General features: G+C 67.8%; 8 protein-coding genes. All 8 read right to left on the reverse strand.

What is annotated here, in order from left to right:
* Positions 1-20 precede the first annotated feature (20 nt).
* Entirely contained in the window at positions 21-503 is a 483-nt protein-coding gene (locus GPX89_RS21095; RefSeq protein ID WP_157389372.1) for a hypothetical protein, read from the reverse strand.
* A 54-nt stretch (positions 504-557) separates the two neighbouring features.
* The gene (locus tag GPX89_RS21100) at positions 558-2102 is read right to left on the reverse strand and encodes an acyl-CoA carboxylase subunit beta (protein WP_328602112.1); all 1545 of its coding nucleotides are present in this window, start codon (positions 2100-2102) and stop codon (positions 558-560) included.
* Positions 2103-2159: 57 nt separating this feature from the next.
* On the reverse strand, positions 2160-7298 hold the full coding sequence (gene pks13 / locus GPX89_RS21105) for a polyketide synthase Pks13 (RefSeq protein WP_198347527.1): 5139 nt from the start codon (positions 7296-7298) through the stop codon (positions 2160-2162).
* Positions 7299-7414: 116 nt separating this feature from the next.
* Positions 7415-9337: a long-chain-fatty-acid--AMP ligase FadD32 gene (fadD32, locus tag GPX89_RS21110; protein ID WP_157389373.1), complete on the reverse strand. Its 1923-nt coding sequence runs from the start codon at positions 9335-9337 to the stop codon at positions 7415-7417.
* A gap of 473 nt (positions 9338-9810) precedes the next feature.
* Positions 9811-10794 (reverse strand): cutinase family protein, encoded by a 984-nt coding sequence (locus GPX89_RS21115; protein WP_328602113.1) that lies wholly within the window; start codon positions 10792-10794, stop codon positions 9811-9813.
* Positions 10791-11324 (reverse strand): DUF732 domain-containing protein, encoded by a 534-nt coding sequence (locus tag GPX89_RS21120; RefSeq protein ID WP_157389374.1) that lies wholly within the window; start codon positions 11322-11324, stop codon positions 10791-10793. Before GPX89_RS21120 ends, GPX89_RS21115 begins: the two co-directional genes overlap by 4 nt.
* Positions 11325-11458: 134 nt before the next feature.
* Positions 11459-13558, reverse strand: a complete 2100-nt coding sequence (locus GPX89_RS21125) for an alpha/beta hydrolase-fold protein (protein WP_407939476.1) — start codon at positions 13556-13558, stop codon at positions 11459-11461.
* Between the two features lie 149 nt (positions 13559-13707).
* The gene (locus GPX89_RS21130) at positions 13708-14625 is read right to left on the reverse strand and encodes an alpha/beta hydrolase (protein ID WP_235947822.1); all 918 of its coding nucleotides are present in this window, start codon (positions 14623-14625) and stop codon (positions 13708-13710) included.
* Between the last annotated feature and the right edge of the window lie 87 nt (positions 14626-14712).

The raw sequence follows: 14712 nt of genomic DNA on the forward strand, positions 1-14712 counted from the left end.
AACAAGGCGGCGGGGTCCGTTCAGGCCAGGCCGACCAGACCCAGCAGGGTGCTCAGCGCGCCGCCGATGATCGGAATCTTCGAGGCGCTGCCGGTGCCCAGGCTGCCCGCCGGGACCGCCGTGACCGGGACGCTGGTGACCGCGGCATTGCCGCTGGTGCTGCTGCCGTCGTCGCTGGCCACGATCTTGACGGTGCCGGAGCCGACCGCGGTGGGAGTCCACGAGATGGTCGCGAGGCCGTTCGAGTTCACCGTCGAGGTGCCCAGTTGGGTGAGAGCGCCGCCGGCGGCGTCCCCGACCCAGAAGGTCACCACGGTGCTGGTGCTCGCGCCGAAGTCCGTCGCGGTCAGGGTGTAGGTCGAATTGACGTGCGCCAGGCCGGTACCGGGGGTGATGCCGGTGACCGCCGCGGACGCGGACGGCGCGGCGGACAGCACCGCCAGGGCGGTGGCGGCGGTGACCGCACCGCCGATGATCGTTCTCCGGGTTCGAGGGGTAGCCATCAGCGGGTCGCTCCAAAGCTCGCATTCCAAAACTGAAATGCGAGCTTTTCATAGCTACAGCGGGAGCAGGTGATGTTTGCGAGGATTGCGGGGAATTTTCTTGTCCCGCAGCACCTGCAGGGCCCGGCGGATCTCCAGCCGGGTGTGCGCGGGCTCGATGACCGCATCGATATAGCCGCGCTCGGCCGCCACCCACGGCGTCGCGATGGTCGCGTTGTAGAAGTCGATCATCTGCTGGCGCATGGCCGCGCGCTGATCCTCCGGCGCGGCCTCGAGCGACTTCGCGCCGATCAGCGAGACCGCGCTCTCCGCGCCCATGACCGCGATACGGGCCGTCGGCCAGGCCAGATTGATATCCGCGCCCAGCTGCTTGGAACCCATGACCGCGTAGCCGCCGCCGTAGGACTTGCGGATCACCACGGTCACCTTCGGGACCGTCGCCTCCACGAAGGAGAAGATGAACCGGCCACCGCGCTTGATGACGCCGATCTTCTCCTGCTCCACCCCGGGTAGGAAGCCCGGCGTATCGACCACGAAGACCAGCGGAATCTCGAAAGCGTCGCAGAGCCGGGTGAAATGGGCCGCCTTGTCGGAGGCGCGGGCGTCCAGCGCGCCCGCGTAGACCATGGGCTGATTGGCCACCACGCCGACCGTGCGGCCGTCCACCCGCGCGAAACCACAGATCACATTGCGGCCCGCGGACTCGCCGAATTCGTGGAACGCGCCGTCGTCGAAGATGCGCAACAGGATCTCGTGCATGTCGTAGCCGGCATTGTCGGCGTCGGGCACGATGCCGTTGAGCTCCAGATCCGATTCGGTGAGTTCCGGCTCCAGACCGGGATTCACGATCGGCGGCAGTTCCTGGCAGCTCGACGGCAGATAGCTCAGGTAATCGCGCACCCACTCGAACGCGGCGGCCTCGGTCTTGGCCACATGGTGGATATTGCCGTACTGCGCTTGGGAATTCGCGCCGCCCAGCTCCTCGAGGCTGACATCCTCGCCGGTGACCTCGCGGATCACCTTGGGGCCGGTGACGAACATGTACGCCTCTTCGGTGGCCACCACCACGTCGGTATTGATGGGCGCGTACACCGCGCCGCCCGCGCAGCTGCCCAGGATCATGGAGATCTGGGGCACCAAGCCGGACAACGGTTCCTGGCGTCGGCCCAGCTCGGCGTACCAGGCCAGCGAGGTCACCGCCTCCTGCACGCGCGCGCCGCCGGAGTCGTTGATGCCGACCACCGGGCAGCCCACCTTGGCCGCGAATTCCATGATGCCCGCGACCTTGCGGCCGAACATCTCGCCGACCGAACCGCCGTAGACGGTCTGGTCGTGCGAGAAGACGGCCACCGGGCGGCCCTCCACGAGGCCGTGGCCGGTGACCACGCCATCGCCGTAGAGGGCGTTCTTGTCGCCCGGATTGCGCACCAGCGCACCGATTTCCACGAAGGAACCGGGGTCCAGCAGCATATTGATGCGGTCGCGGGCGGAAGGGATACCCTTCCGGGCCCGCTTGGCGATTCCCGCATCGCCCGCCGGTTCCCTCGCAATGTCGAGCTTGTGTCGAAGGTCGGCGAGTTTCTCGGCGGTCGTGCTCACTGGTCTCCTTTCGGCAAAAACCTACTTTCGCAGAACCCGTGACGCGGTGGTGCTATTTCATGCCGTGGCGTCGATCTCCGTCAGCTTCTTGGTGAGATCTGCGCCGATGGTCGCGATACGCGGCTCATCGATGATCTGGAGATGGTCACCCGGGATGTGGATGATCTCCAGATCTGAAATGTGCTCGGACCAACCGCCGTTCGGACGACGATCACCGAATCGCGGCTCCAGCTCGATGAGCCCGTCGTGGTAGCGGTCGGCGAGGTAGAGGGTCACAGCACCGTCGTAATCCGACAACTCGAGCTTCTGCAGCTCTCGGTTCTCGATGAACGACGTGCGCTGGTGCTCCATCACACCACCCGGAATGTTCGCGCCCGCGAACTTGACCAGCTCCATGATGATCTGGATCTGCTCTTCGTCCGAAGCCGAGGCCAGCTCTTCCAGCTGCTCGTCATCGAGCTCGCCGTTGAAGCCGTAGGTCTTCTGCGCGAAGGCCTGGTACCGGCGCATGCGCGCCAGCCGCTCCTCGGGCGTGTTGTGCTCGGGCTCAACCGGAATGGCCAGGTCGATCAGGCCGACCAGACGCACGTCCGCACCTTCGGCGCGCATGAGCTGCGCGACGGTCAGCGCGAACACCGCGCCCAGCGACCAGCCGTAGAAGACGTACGGGCCCTCCGGCTGACGCTTGCGGATTTCCGGAATGTACTGGCGCGCGCGCTCTTCGATGGTGCCGTCGGTGCGTTCGAAGCCGTACATCGGGGTACCGGCCGGAAGCCGCTTCAGCAGCGGCTCGTAGACCAGGGTGTTGCCGCCCGACGGGTGGAAAACGAAGACCGGCACGGCATTCGAACCGGCTTCCTTCGCACGCAGGGTCCGAACGAAGCCCTCGACGTCATCGCCGTGCTCCTGGTACTCCGCCACGACATCGGAGATCTTCTCGATGGTCGTGCATTCGCGAATCCGTTCGGGATCGATCTGCGCCTTGGCACGCTCGGACAGCCGCGCGACCAGCTTGTCGAAGGTCTCGTCGTCGAGCTTCGGCAGCGGGTTGAAGATGCCGCCCGCCGACTTGCCCGTCACCAGTGCCCAGGTCGCGAAGACCAGCCGCTCCGGCGCGTTGCGGGGCGGGACATTGTCGGCATCGGTCTCGGCGATCGGCGCGGCCGACTCGTGCTCGGCCGCAACCGCTTCGGCCTCCGCCTCGATCTGCTCGGCCTCGGCCACCGGGGAGGTGGTCTCGACGCTGGGCAGCAGCGCCGCCGGGTCCTTGCCCTCGGCCAGGGCATTGCGCGCGGCCGAGATGAAGTCGGCGTCGACCGAGATGTCCTCGCCGGCGGCCTGCCGGGCGGCGATCTCGTCGAGCTGATCGCGGTGCTCGATGGCGTAGCGCAGCACCTTGCCGACCTCGAGCAGGCTGGCGTCGCGCACCGCCTGGATCTGCAGCTGCGGGATGTCGAATTCGTATTCGACGCGGTTCTTGATGCGCATGGCCATCAGCGAGTCCAGACCCAGCTCCATGAGCGGGATCTCCATGGGCAGGTCCTCGACCGCGTAGCCCATGGACTCGGCCACGATGATCGCCAGCCGCGCCTCGATGGTCTGGGTGCCGTTCGGGTCCCAGCGCTCGCCGGGTGCGGCCTCGATCGCGGCGGCCGGAGCCGGAGCCGCCTCGACGGCCGCGACCGGCTGTGCCACAACCGATTCCGGCAGCGGAGCGCCGGAGGTGACGACCGCGTCGAAGAGCGGGCTGAAGGCGCTGCCGTTCTTGGCGTGCACCGAGACCGACGCGCCGCCCGGGTGCGGGGTGAGCGTGGTGGTCAGGGTGCCCGCGGCCGGAATCTGGCCGTGGGCGAGCGAAGCGCCGACGGTGACGTCCGAAAGCACCTGGGCGGCAGCGGCGTTCACCAGCGCGGCCAGGTCGGTGACGGCCGACGCCTGGACCTCCCACACGTGGCGGCCGTCCGGCAGCGCCACGTGCGCGCCGGGGACGCGGGCGTTGCCCGAGCCGCCGCCGAAGCCGCCGGACACCTTGGGCCAGTACTGCTTGCGCACGAACGCGGTGCGCGGCACGTCGGCGTAGTCACCGGCGGGCAGCAGCGAGGGCAGGTCCACCTTGTGGCCCTGCACGTACAGCTGCGCCAGCGCGGCGATGACGCCCCCGGCCTCGTCTTCCTTGCGCTTGAGCGTCGGGATCAGCGCCGCGTTGTGCACGCCCGCCGAGTAGGTGGTGCCCAGCACCTGCATGAGCGTCACCGAGTGCGGCGCGAGCTCGAGGAAGGTGGTGATGCCGGTGTCCACGGCCTTGCGAATGGCATTGGTGAAGTACACCGAGCCGCGCATGTTCATGCACCAGTAGTCGACATCGTGGACCGGGGCGTGGCCCGCCTTGTAGACGGCGTCCTGGTGGACGGTCGAGTACAGGTCGCGCTTGAGCTTGGTGGGCTCGATGCCCGCCAGCTCGGCGGCGAGTTCGCCCAGCAGCATGTCCATCTGCGAGGTGTGGCCCGCGCCGCGGGTCGGCAGCACGCGCGCGAACTTGCCCTCGGATTCGGCGCGCGCCACGATGGCCTGCACCTGCTCCGGGATGCCGCCGATGACCGTATTGGTCGGCGCGGCGTAGATCGCGACCTCGATATCGGGGAACTCGGACTTGAGCGCCTCGATGTCGGCGGCGCTGTACTCCAGCAGGGCCATATTGCGGACCTGGTCGTCGGTCAGCATGGCCTCGCCCTCGGCCATCAACCGTGAGCGGGCGCAGATCACGCGGACCGCGTCCTCGAGCGGCAGACCGCCCGAAATGTAGGCTCCCGCAACCTCACCCTGCGAATGGCCGACCACGCCCTCGGGCTCCGCGCCGTGCGCGCGCAGCACCGAGGCCAGACCCACCTGAATGGTGAAGGTGCCGACCTGGCCGGTGCCGATGTCCCAGTCCATGGAGTCGTCGAGGATCATCTCCTTGACCGAGTACCCGGCCTCGTCCATAACCAGCTCGTCGACCTGATCGACGGTCTTACGGAAGATCGTGTTCTCGAGGTAGAGCTGCTTGCCCATCTTCCGGTGCTGCGCACCGAAACCGGCCATCACCCACAGCGCGCCCTTGGCGGCCGGGGAATCGGCGGTCCAGACGCTGTTGCCCGGCTTGCCCTCGGCAATGGCCCGCAGACCCGCGATGGCTTCCTCGTGGGTCTTGGCCACGACCACACCGCGCGAACGGCCGTGATTGCGCTTGGCCAGCGAACGGGCCACGTTCTCCAGCGGAGTCGCCTGTCCTGCTTCGGATTCCAGCCAGTCGGCCAGATCCTTGGCGGCCCGCTTGCGGCGCGAGGGCAGGTAGCCCGACACCGGGATGATGTACGGCAGCGGCTCGTCGCGGTCGACCCACTCCGGCTCCGGCGCAGCGGCTTCCGTAATGGCCTCCGCCTCGGCGACCACCTCGGTGGTCTCGTCGTCGAGGTCGGTGGTCTCCGGGATCTCGGGCGCGACCGGGGTCGGTACGTACTCCTGGATGACCACGTGCGCGTTGGTGCCACCGAAACCGAAGCCGGAGACGCCGATGGTGGCGGTGCCGCTGTAGCGCGGGAACTCGGTGGGCTCGTCAACAACCTTGAGGTGCGCCTGATCCCAGGGAATGAACGGGTTGGGTCCGGTGAAGTTGATGCTCGGCGGGATGACGTTGTTCTGCAACGCCATGATCACCTTGGCCAGGCTGGCCGCGCCCGCGCCGGACTCGATGTGGCCGAAGTTGGACTTGGCAGAACCGAGGAGGGCGGGCTTGTCGTCCTCGCGACCGCGACCGATCACGCGGCCGAGCGCATCCGCCTCGATCGGGTCACCGAGGAGAGTGCCGGTGCCGTGCGCCTCGATGTAATCGACGGCGGACGGGGCGATCCCAGCATCCCGGTACGCGCGGCGCAACACCTCGGCCTGGGCATCCGGGTTCGGAGCAAGAAGACCGTTGGAGCGGCCGTCGCTGTTGACCGCCGACCCCTTGATCACCGCGAGGATTTTGTCACCATCGCGCTCGGCGTCGGCCAGACGCTTGAGCACGATCAGGCCCGCACCCTCCGAACGGATGAAGCCGTCGGCGTCCTTCGAGAACGCCTTGAGGTGGCCATCCTTGGCGAAGACGCCGTTGACCTCGAAACCGAGGGTGGCGACCGGAGCCAGGATCATGTTGATGCCACCGGCGAGCGCCAGATCGGAGTCACCGTTGCGCAGCGAACGCACCGCCTCGTGCACAGCCACCAGGGTGGACGAGCAGGCGGTGTCGACGGCCACGGACGGGCCGCGGAAGTCGTAGAAGTAGGAGACGCGGTTGGGAATGATCGCGGAGGATGAACCCATCAGGGCATAGCCCTCGGCCGAGATGGGCACGTTCGGATCGCGCTGCCCACCCGCCGCACCCGCGACGATGAAGCTGAAGTCGTTGGTCGAAGTGCCGACGAACATACCGACCGGCTTGCCCTTGAGCTCGTTAGCCGGAATCCTGGCGTGCTCCAAGGCTTCCCAGGTCAGCTCCATCATGAGCCGCTGCTGCGGGTCGACGCGCTCGACCTCGACGGGTGACATGGCGAAGAACTCCGCATCGAAGCCCTTGACCACGTCCTGGTCGAGATAGCCGCCCAGCGTGTTGGCCTGCTCGATGGCCTCGGCGAGGCGCGGATCACCCTTGAACTCGTCCCAACGACCCTCGGGTAGTTCACGAATCGCGTCACCGCGATTGATCAGGAACTCCCAGGTGGATTCGGGCGTATCACCCGCCCCCGGCAACCGGGTGGACAAACCGACGATGGCGATATCGTGCGCCTCGCCCGGCTGGAATCCCGTCGTATAGAACGAATCGTCGGCCGCCTCGGCCGGAACGTCGGGCTCCCCGTTGATGATTCGCTCGGCCAACGACCCGATGGTCGGGTGCTGATACACGATGGTCGCGTTCAGGACGACCCCGGTGAGCTCCTCGATATCGCCACCGAGCGCGAGCGCGTCGCGGGACGCCAGGCCGAATTCCTCCATCGGCCGGTCCACGGTGATGTTCTCGATCGGCTGCCCGGTCGCGTCGGCGACCCAGCGCCGCAGCCATTCCCGCAGATCCGCCACCGACATATCGGTGACCGCAGCCTTGGGTTTGGCGGTCTCGCCGTCCGTCGGAGCGTTGTCGGTCGTCTGGGTGGGGTTCGTGCCCTCGTTCTCAGCCATCAGTTCCTCAAGCTACCTGTCTGCGTACGGTGCGCGGCGTGAATCGTGGTTGGTGATCCATGCATGAATGGCGCGAGCCGAACCGGCTCGCGCCATTCATCTGTGAGACGGTCGTCTCACTCCTCGTCTGGTGCATCGGGGAAGGCCTGCTGCGTGTAACCACCACGCAGTGTGCCTCCCATGTACTCAGCCTTGCAGGCACGACGCGCGATCTTGCCGCTGGACGTGCGCGGGATCGACCCGGCGGGAACGAGGAGGATGTCACGCGCGGTGACACCGTGCCGGGAGGAGATGGCCGCGCGGACCGCGTCGGCGATGGGGCCGGGATCGGCCTTGCCCGCGCCCGGACCACGCTCAGCCACGATAACCAGCTGTTCGCTGGCATCGTCGGCGTCGAAGCTCAGACCTGAATGGCTGTCCTGGGCAAAGACTTCGGCGGGCAGCTGGTTGGCCGGGACCGAGAAGGCCGCGACGTAACCGGCGCGCAGCATGGTCGAGGCTTCCTCGGCGGAGTGCTCGAGATCCTGCGGGTAGTGGTTGCGGCCGTCCACGATCACCAGATCCTTGACGCGACCGGTGATGTAGAGCTCGCCGTCCACGTACACGCCGTAGTCGCCGGTGCGCAGCCAGATGCCGTCGGCCGGAACGCCTTCGGCGTGGCTGCCCTCGGGCTGGCGACGGGCCAGCTGGTTGCGGAAGGTCTTCTGGGTTTCCTCGGCGCGACCCCAGTAGCCGATGCCGATGTTGTTGCCGTGCAGCCAGATCTCGCCGACCTCGCCGTCGGCCACCTCGCGGGCGCCCTCGGGGGAGTCGATGGACTCGGCGTCGACGATGGTGGCCCACTGCGACAGCGACACATAACCGCAGGAGACCTGCGCGATGGCGTTCTCGGTGCCCGGCTCGACCTTCACCACGCGACCGGCATTGAGCTCGTCGCGATCGACGTAGATGACCTTGGCCTCGTCCTCGTGCCGGGTGGCCGACACGAACAGGGTGGCCTCGGCCATGCCGTAGCAGGGCTTGATGGCGGTCTTGGGCAGGCCGTACGGCGCGAACGCCTCGTTGAACTTCTTCATCGACTTGGTGGTCACCGGCTCGGAGCCGTTGATCAGGCCGAGGACGTTCGACAGGTCCAGCGACTCGCCCGCCTTGGGCAGGCCGCGGACGGCGGCGTGCTCGAAGGCGAAGTTCGGTGCGGCGGCGAAGGTTCCGGCGCCGTCGGAGACCGCGGCCAGCTCGTTGATCCAGCGCGCGGGACGGCGCACGAACGAGGCCGGGGACATGATGGTGATGTACTTGCCGCCCACGGCGGGCAGGATCACCGTCAGCAGACCCATGTCGTGGTACAGCGGCAGCCAGGTGACGCCGCGCGAATTCTCGTTCAGGTCAAGCGCGTTCACCATCTGCAGCACATTGGTGCCGACACCGCGATGGGTGATCTCGACACCGGCGGGCACGCGGGTGGAACCGGAGGTGTACTGCAGGTAGGCGATGTCGTCGACCGCGATGTCCGGGCGGATCCAGGATTCGCCGACGCTGTCGGGAATCGCGTCCACCGCGATGATGCGCGGGCGCTGGGCCGCGGGCAGCGAGCGGAAGAACTGGCGGACGCCGGCGGCGGAGGAGCTGGCGGTCAGGATCGCCGAGGGCGTGCAGTCACCGAGGACCGCGTGCAGGCGGTCGGTGTGGCCCGGCTCGTCCGGATCGAACAGCGGCACGGAGATGGTGCCCGCGTAGATGGCGGCGAAGAAGGAGATGACGTAATCCAGCCCCTGCGGAGCCAGGATCGCGACCCGATCGCCCCGCTTGGTCACCTGCTGCAGTCGGGCGGCCACCGCGCGCAGCCGCGTGCCGAACTGACTCCAAGTGAGGTCCTGGTACTCACCGTCGCGCTCGCGTGAGTAGTCGATGTAGCGGTAGGCCAAGTCATTGGCGTCATTACCATGGGTGTGCTTCTCGACGTAGTCGACGAGGGTGCGTCCCTCGGGAATCGTGATGTTCCCCGTTTCGTCGAGGTAATCGTCGAAAGTCTCGTCCATTCCTTCTTCTCCTCCGAGGCACACGCGGCATGAGACGGCATGCATTGCCGCTGTTACCTGTGAGGCCCCGACTCTCTTCGCCCGCGGGAGCTCCATGGGAGAGCCAACCTGCAGAATTGTGTTGCGGTCTGCGCGGTGACCGTCTATTGGCTAGATGTTCTCAAACCAGGGACATGTTACAGAGGGGTCGTCCGGCCATGCTTCGGAGCGGCCGAACATCTCCCAGCTCACACCTCTGGGCTAGTGCTTCACCGGCGCGAATGCCTCCAAATGGGTGGGGAGCGCCCCACATAGGACACAACAAGGTCATGGATGTGAGTTGCCGCACGCACCGGGTCTCGGCTGTGTCGCAACCCGGAGCACTTTACCGGGTGACCCCGAAACTGGGGGGTCGGTCGGGTGGGGTCACACGAGAGGACGAGTGCTCATCATCAATGGTGCGCCCCGGCGCATAAGAAACGCTGAGCCGATGCTTACGAATGTGCCGGGTGCGGAGCGTTTTCGATGAGGCCCGAGGCCCAGTTCACGGTCCACACGGTGGCCGTGGTGCCGTTGTCGTCGACCTGATAGCCGTTGTAGAGGCTGTGCACCGGGTTGCCCGCGGCGCGGACCAGGATGTTCAGACTGCCGAGGATATTGGCGGGGTTCAGCGCCTGGCGCGGGGAGTCGCAGATCAAATCGCCTGCGGCGCAAATGGTGAAGGTCCGGTTGGCGAGTTTGCCGAAGCCGCCGCGCGGTCCGGTCATGGTGATGCCGGGGACGTTCAGGCCCTTGAGCGCCACCTCCGCGCCGACTCCCGGTGGGGTGGGGCCGATCTCGGTGGCCTCGCCCGGATCGCCCACATCGCGGCGGCCGTCGGCGATGGTGGTCACGCCGAGTACCAGGTCCTCCGGAATCGGGCCCTTGCCCGCGCCGATCTGCGCGGCGATGTCACCGACGATCACGGCGCCCTGTGAGAAGCCCGCCAACACATAGGTGGTGAGCGGACATTTCTTGTAGGTCTGGGCGAGCTTGTCGGTGGACCGGGTGGCGCCCTCGGAACGACTGTTGTTGTAGGAGGACTGGCCGTCGGGCGGAATGGCGATCGGGTTGGAGAACTGGGCCACGTACGGCGTGGTGTAGACCTCGACCCGCTCGTTCGGGAACTTGGCCCGAATCGGGTTGGAGATGTTGAGCATCAGCGACGCCGGGTTCGCGCTCGGGTTGTAGGGGTCGTCATTGCTGTTCGACTCCCAGGTGCCCGGCACCGACAGCAGGAACACGTCCGGGCAGTCGGCCGGCTGCGACGTCGGACGGGTCGGCCCCGGGGGCTTGGGCCCCGGCAGCCGCAACCGGCCCGCCAGCAGGTACCACAGCAGCAGCGCCACCACGACCACGATCACGATCGCGGCGATGACGAGCAGCAGGCAACCCGCCGGCCGGGGCCGGCGTCGTCCGATTCGGCGTCGCGTCGTCACTTGTCGCAGTAGCTCTTCGAGGCGACGTCGTAGTAGATCTTGCCCGCCTGCTCGACCGACATCTTGGACGGATCGAAGGACGGATCGGAGCCGGCGATGGCGGTCACGTAGGTGATGATCTGATCCTGCGGGGCGTTCTCCGACTTACCCTGGCAGACCAGGTTGGCCGCGGTGATGGCGATATCGGAGGAACCGGGGGTGATGCCGGCCTTCTTCAGCTCGTCGAGGAAGCCCTTCTCCTTGTCCGACAGGGCGGGCGAACCGCTCTGGGTGGTGAGGAACTGGCTCGGCACCGGCTGCGGACGCTCGGGCGAGGACGTCGCGGAATCCGGCGCGGGCTGCGGTGCGGCCTGATCCGTGGTGGACGGCGATCCCGCTGCCGGCGTCGTGGGCGCGGCGGAGGCGGCGCTCGTGGTGGTCAGCGTGGGCGTGCTCTTGGCGGTGGAATCGTTGCTACCGCAGGCGGCGAGCAGTCCGGCGGCGGCGATGGCGGCCACCACGCCGAATACCTTTCCACGGGTTCCGTGCATCTATTCGCTTCCTATATCTGTCCAAGGGCAAAAGGTCGCCCCCAGGCTAGCCGTAACCCGGGTCGACGTCCCGGGCCACAACGGAACCTCATCTACTTCTTAGGGCCGCTTAGGGCCTGTTGGCCGGAAATGTCTCAGTTGGGACGGACCTCGGGACCCAGCGCCGGAACCGGCGGCGGCTGCGGCGGATCCGCGGGTACCGGCTCGGGAGCCGGGGCCGCGGCGGGCTGCGAAGCCGGGGCCGTCGGGGCCGGGACCTGGGCCGCGGGCGCCGGCGCGGGCGCTTGGGGAGCCGGCGCGGGCGCTTGCGGCGCAGGCTGCGGGAGGGTGGGCAGACCCGGGAACAGCGCGGGCTGCTGGGCCGCGGGCTGGGGCTGGACCGGAGCGGGCTTGGGCTGCTCACTGCCCGGAATGTTGATGGGGCGGCCGTCGAGGGTGGCCGCGGTGACCCGGCCGTCCCGCAGGGTGAGAATGCCGCCCTGGAAGGTCTGCTGTGAGCCGCCGGGGATCTGCCCCTCGTCCGAGAGCGGATAGCCCAGGGGGCCGTTCTCGAATCCGGTTGCGCGCCAAGCGTCCATGATCGGACCGTTGCTGACGCCCCATGCGCCCGACAGCGGACTCCAATAGATATTGCCGCCCTCGAACGCGGAGTAGCGGCCGAAGTCGCGCAGCGGCTGCTCCCCCGCGATCGGGAAACCGTAAGAGCTGTTCTCGAATCCGAGCTGGCCGTACTTGCCCAGGATCAGACCCTGCACCAGATGCGCGCCGGTCTTGGCGCTGAAGTACATGGGCCCGTTCTCGAAACCCTGCACCACGCCGTCCCTTTGGGGCGTGCGCGCCTCCTGGCCGTTGGGGTAGCCGGCCGGGCCGCGCTCGTAGCCCTGCTTGGCCCACTCGTCGAAGATGGCGCCGCGCACCGCCTGCGCGCCGGTCTGCGGGGTCCAGTAGATCGACCCGTGCTGGAAGGGCTGCAGCCGGCCGCGGCCGTCGGGCAGCCCGCCCTCACCGGCGGTCGGGAAGCCCAAACCGCTTGCCGCGCCGTTGAGTCCGGCGTAGCTGCCGCCGATAGCCCCGGCCACCGGCTGCGCGCCGGTGGCCTGCGAGTACAGCACCTTGCCGCCGCGGAAGTCCTGGGCCACGCCGCCCGCCACCGGATATTCGCCGGACAGGCAGTCGCCGAGCCAGCTGTTGCCCTGCGCCACCGGCGCGATGGCCCCGCCCAGCTTGCAGTCCAGCGCGGTGGCGTCCACGCCGATCGCGGCGGCGGTCTGCGGCCAGGCCTGGCGCATCTCGAAGTCCCAGTACGGCCAGGTGTGGGTGCCGGACGGGCGGTAGTTCACCGAGACCGGGATGTTCAGCTTGTTGAGCTTGGCCACGAAGTTCTGGGTGCTCAGCCGCGACAGCACCTCGAGGCCCAGGCCCGCGTAATTGGTGGTGATGCCGGGGATGTCGGAGAGCGGGTCGGTGGTGCCCGCGACGCCGTTGCCGCTCGAGACGTAGAGCGCCACGCCCTTGAGCTTGTCGGCCAGCTCGTACGGGTCGTGTTCCTTCCAGGCCGGACTGCCCGGCGGGCCGAACATCTTGCTGGAGTCGAAGCCGCCCGCGTCGTGCATGGCGAAGTTGACCGCCTGCGGCATGCCGAGCGAGGTCAGGGTGAGGAAGCCGGAATAGGAAGCGGCCGAGCGCACCCAGCCGGGATTGCGGGCGGCCAGCATCATGGCCGCGGTGCCGCCCATCGACAGGCCCTCCACCGCACGCACGTCGGTGGCCCGGAACTGGCTCTCCAGCAGGGGCGGGAGCTCCTTCACCAGGAAGGTCTCCCACTGGTAGTTGCGGCCGTTGTCGGGTGCGAGCCAGTCGGCGTAGAAGCTGGACTGACCGCCGATCGGCAGCACCACGAGGGCGTTCTTGTCGGCGTAGAAGCCGGCCGCGCCCGCGTCGTGGGTCCAGCCGTTCTCCTCGTCGGTGGCGCGCAGGCCGTCGAGCATGTAGACGACCGGGAACTTGGCGTCCGGCTTGGCATTCCAGTCGCGCGGCAGCAGCAACTGGATCTCCACCGGCGCACCGGAGGCGGGCGAGTTCACCCAGACGGACACGCGGTGGTCGTTGACCCAGTTCATCTTCTGGATGCTGGCCGCCGGAGCGGCCGGCGCCTCAGGGGCGGCGGATGCCGGACCGCAGCCCACGAAAGTGCCCGCGGCCAGCGGAAATATCGCCGCCGCGGCGCATGCCATCACGCGCGTGCGCCCCTGCTTGATCCCACGGACAACTCCAGCCACACAAGTGTTGTACCTCCGCGAGCACGCGACTCCCGGTAGGACACACGGAAACCGGCCGTCTTACAGCAAACGACCAGTTTTCATATGGCTCGCGGCGTGTCGCGCTACGACACCCCGAGGGCAGCCAGAATGTCCGGGCGGGCGGCGGCCAGCTGGTCCTGCCAGTAGCCCCACGAATGGGTGCCTGCCACCGGCAGGTTGTAGTGCGCGCCGATGCCGAGCTGGTTCATCCGGGCCATGAACGAGACGGTATTGACCATCGACAACGCCTCGAGGGCAACGGCATTCATGGTGTTGAAGATGCCGATCGGGGAATCCGGGTGATCGTGCGGCCCCAGCACGCCCCACGAGGCGGAAATGAACAGCGGCAGATTGCGCAGCTGCGGGGCGAAGACGAAGGGGTCCATGCGCAGCCAGGCCGGACTCCAGGGCCAGGCCATGGAATCCACGTTGAATCGGCCGGCGTCGAGCATGGCGATCCGGATGGCCTCGCGCATGCCGGGCGCGGAGATATTGAGGTAGCCCGAGAACGAGGACGCGTGCTTGAACTGGTCGCGGTGGTAGGCGGCCAGGGCCAGCGCCGCCGAACCGCCCATGGACAGTCCGGCCACCGCGTCATTGGTGCGCGAGACGCCGTAGCCCTCGAGGAAGGCGGGCAGCTCCTCGGTCAGGAAGGTCTCCCACCGGTAGGTGAACTTCTGGCCGTTGGTGCTCGAGGGCGCGCGCCAGTCGGTGTAGAAGCTGGACTGGCCGCCGACCGGCATCACCAGGGTGATGTTGTCGTCGGCGAACTGCTGCAGCGCGTTCGTCTCGAAGGTCCAGGCATTGAAGTCGTCACGGGCGCGCAAGCCGTCGAGCAGGTACAGCGCGGCGTCGCCACCGTGCTTGGCCCACTGCACCTGCACCTTGATCGGGCCCATGCTCGACGGCACCATCAGCTGCTCGAAACCGCCCTCGGGGGTGCGATGCAACGGGTGCGTGGGCATGGCCAGCGCGGGCCCGGCCAGACCGGGCAGCGCCATCACGGCCGCGGCCGCCACGAGGGCGCGCCGCCAGGCACGTTTGGCGCGACCGCGCGTGATTTTCCGAACCGAACCGCTCTGCGGGCA

This window comes from Nocardia terrae, from assembly GCF_009760405.1.
In the GTDB taxonomy this organism is placed as follows: domain Bacteria; phylum Actinomycetota; class Actinomycetes; order Mycobacteriales; family Mycobacteriaceae; genus Nocardia; species Nocardia terrae.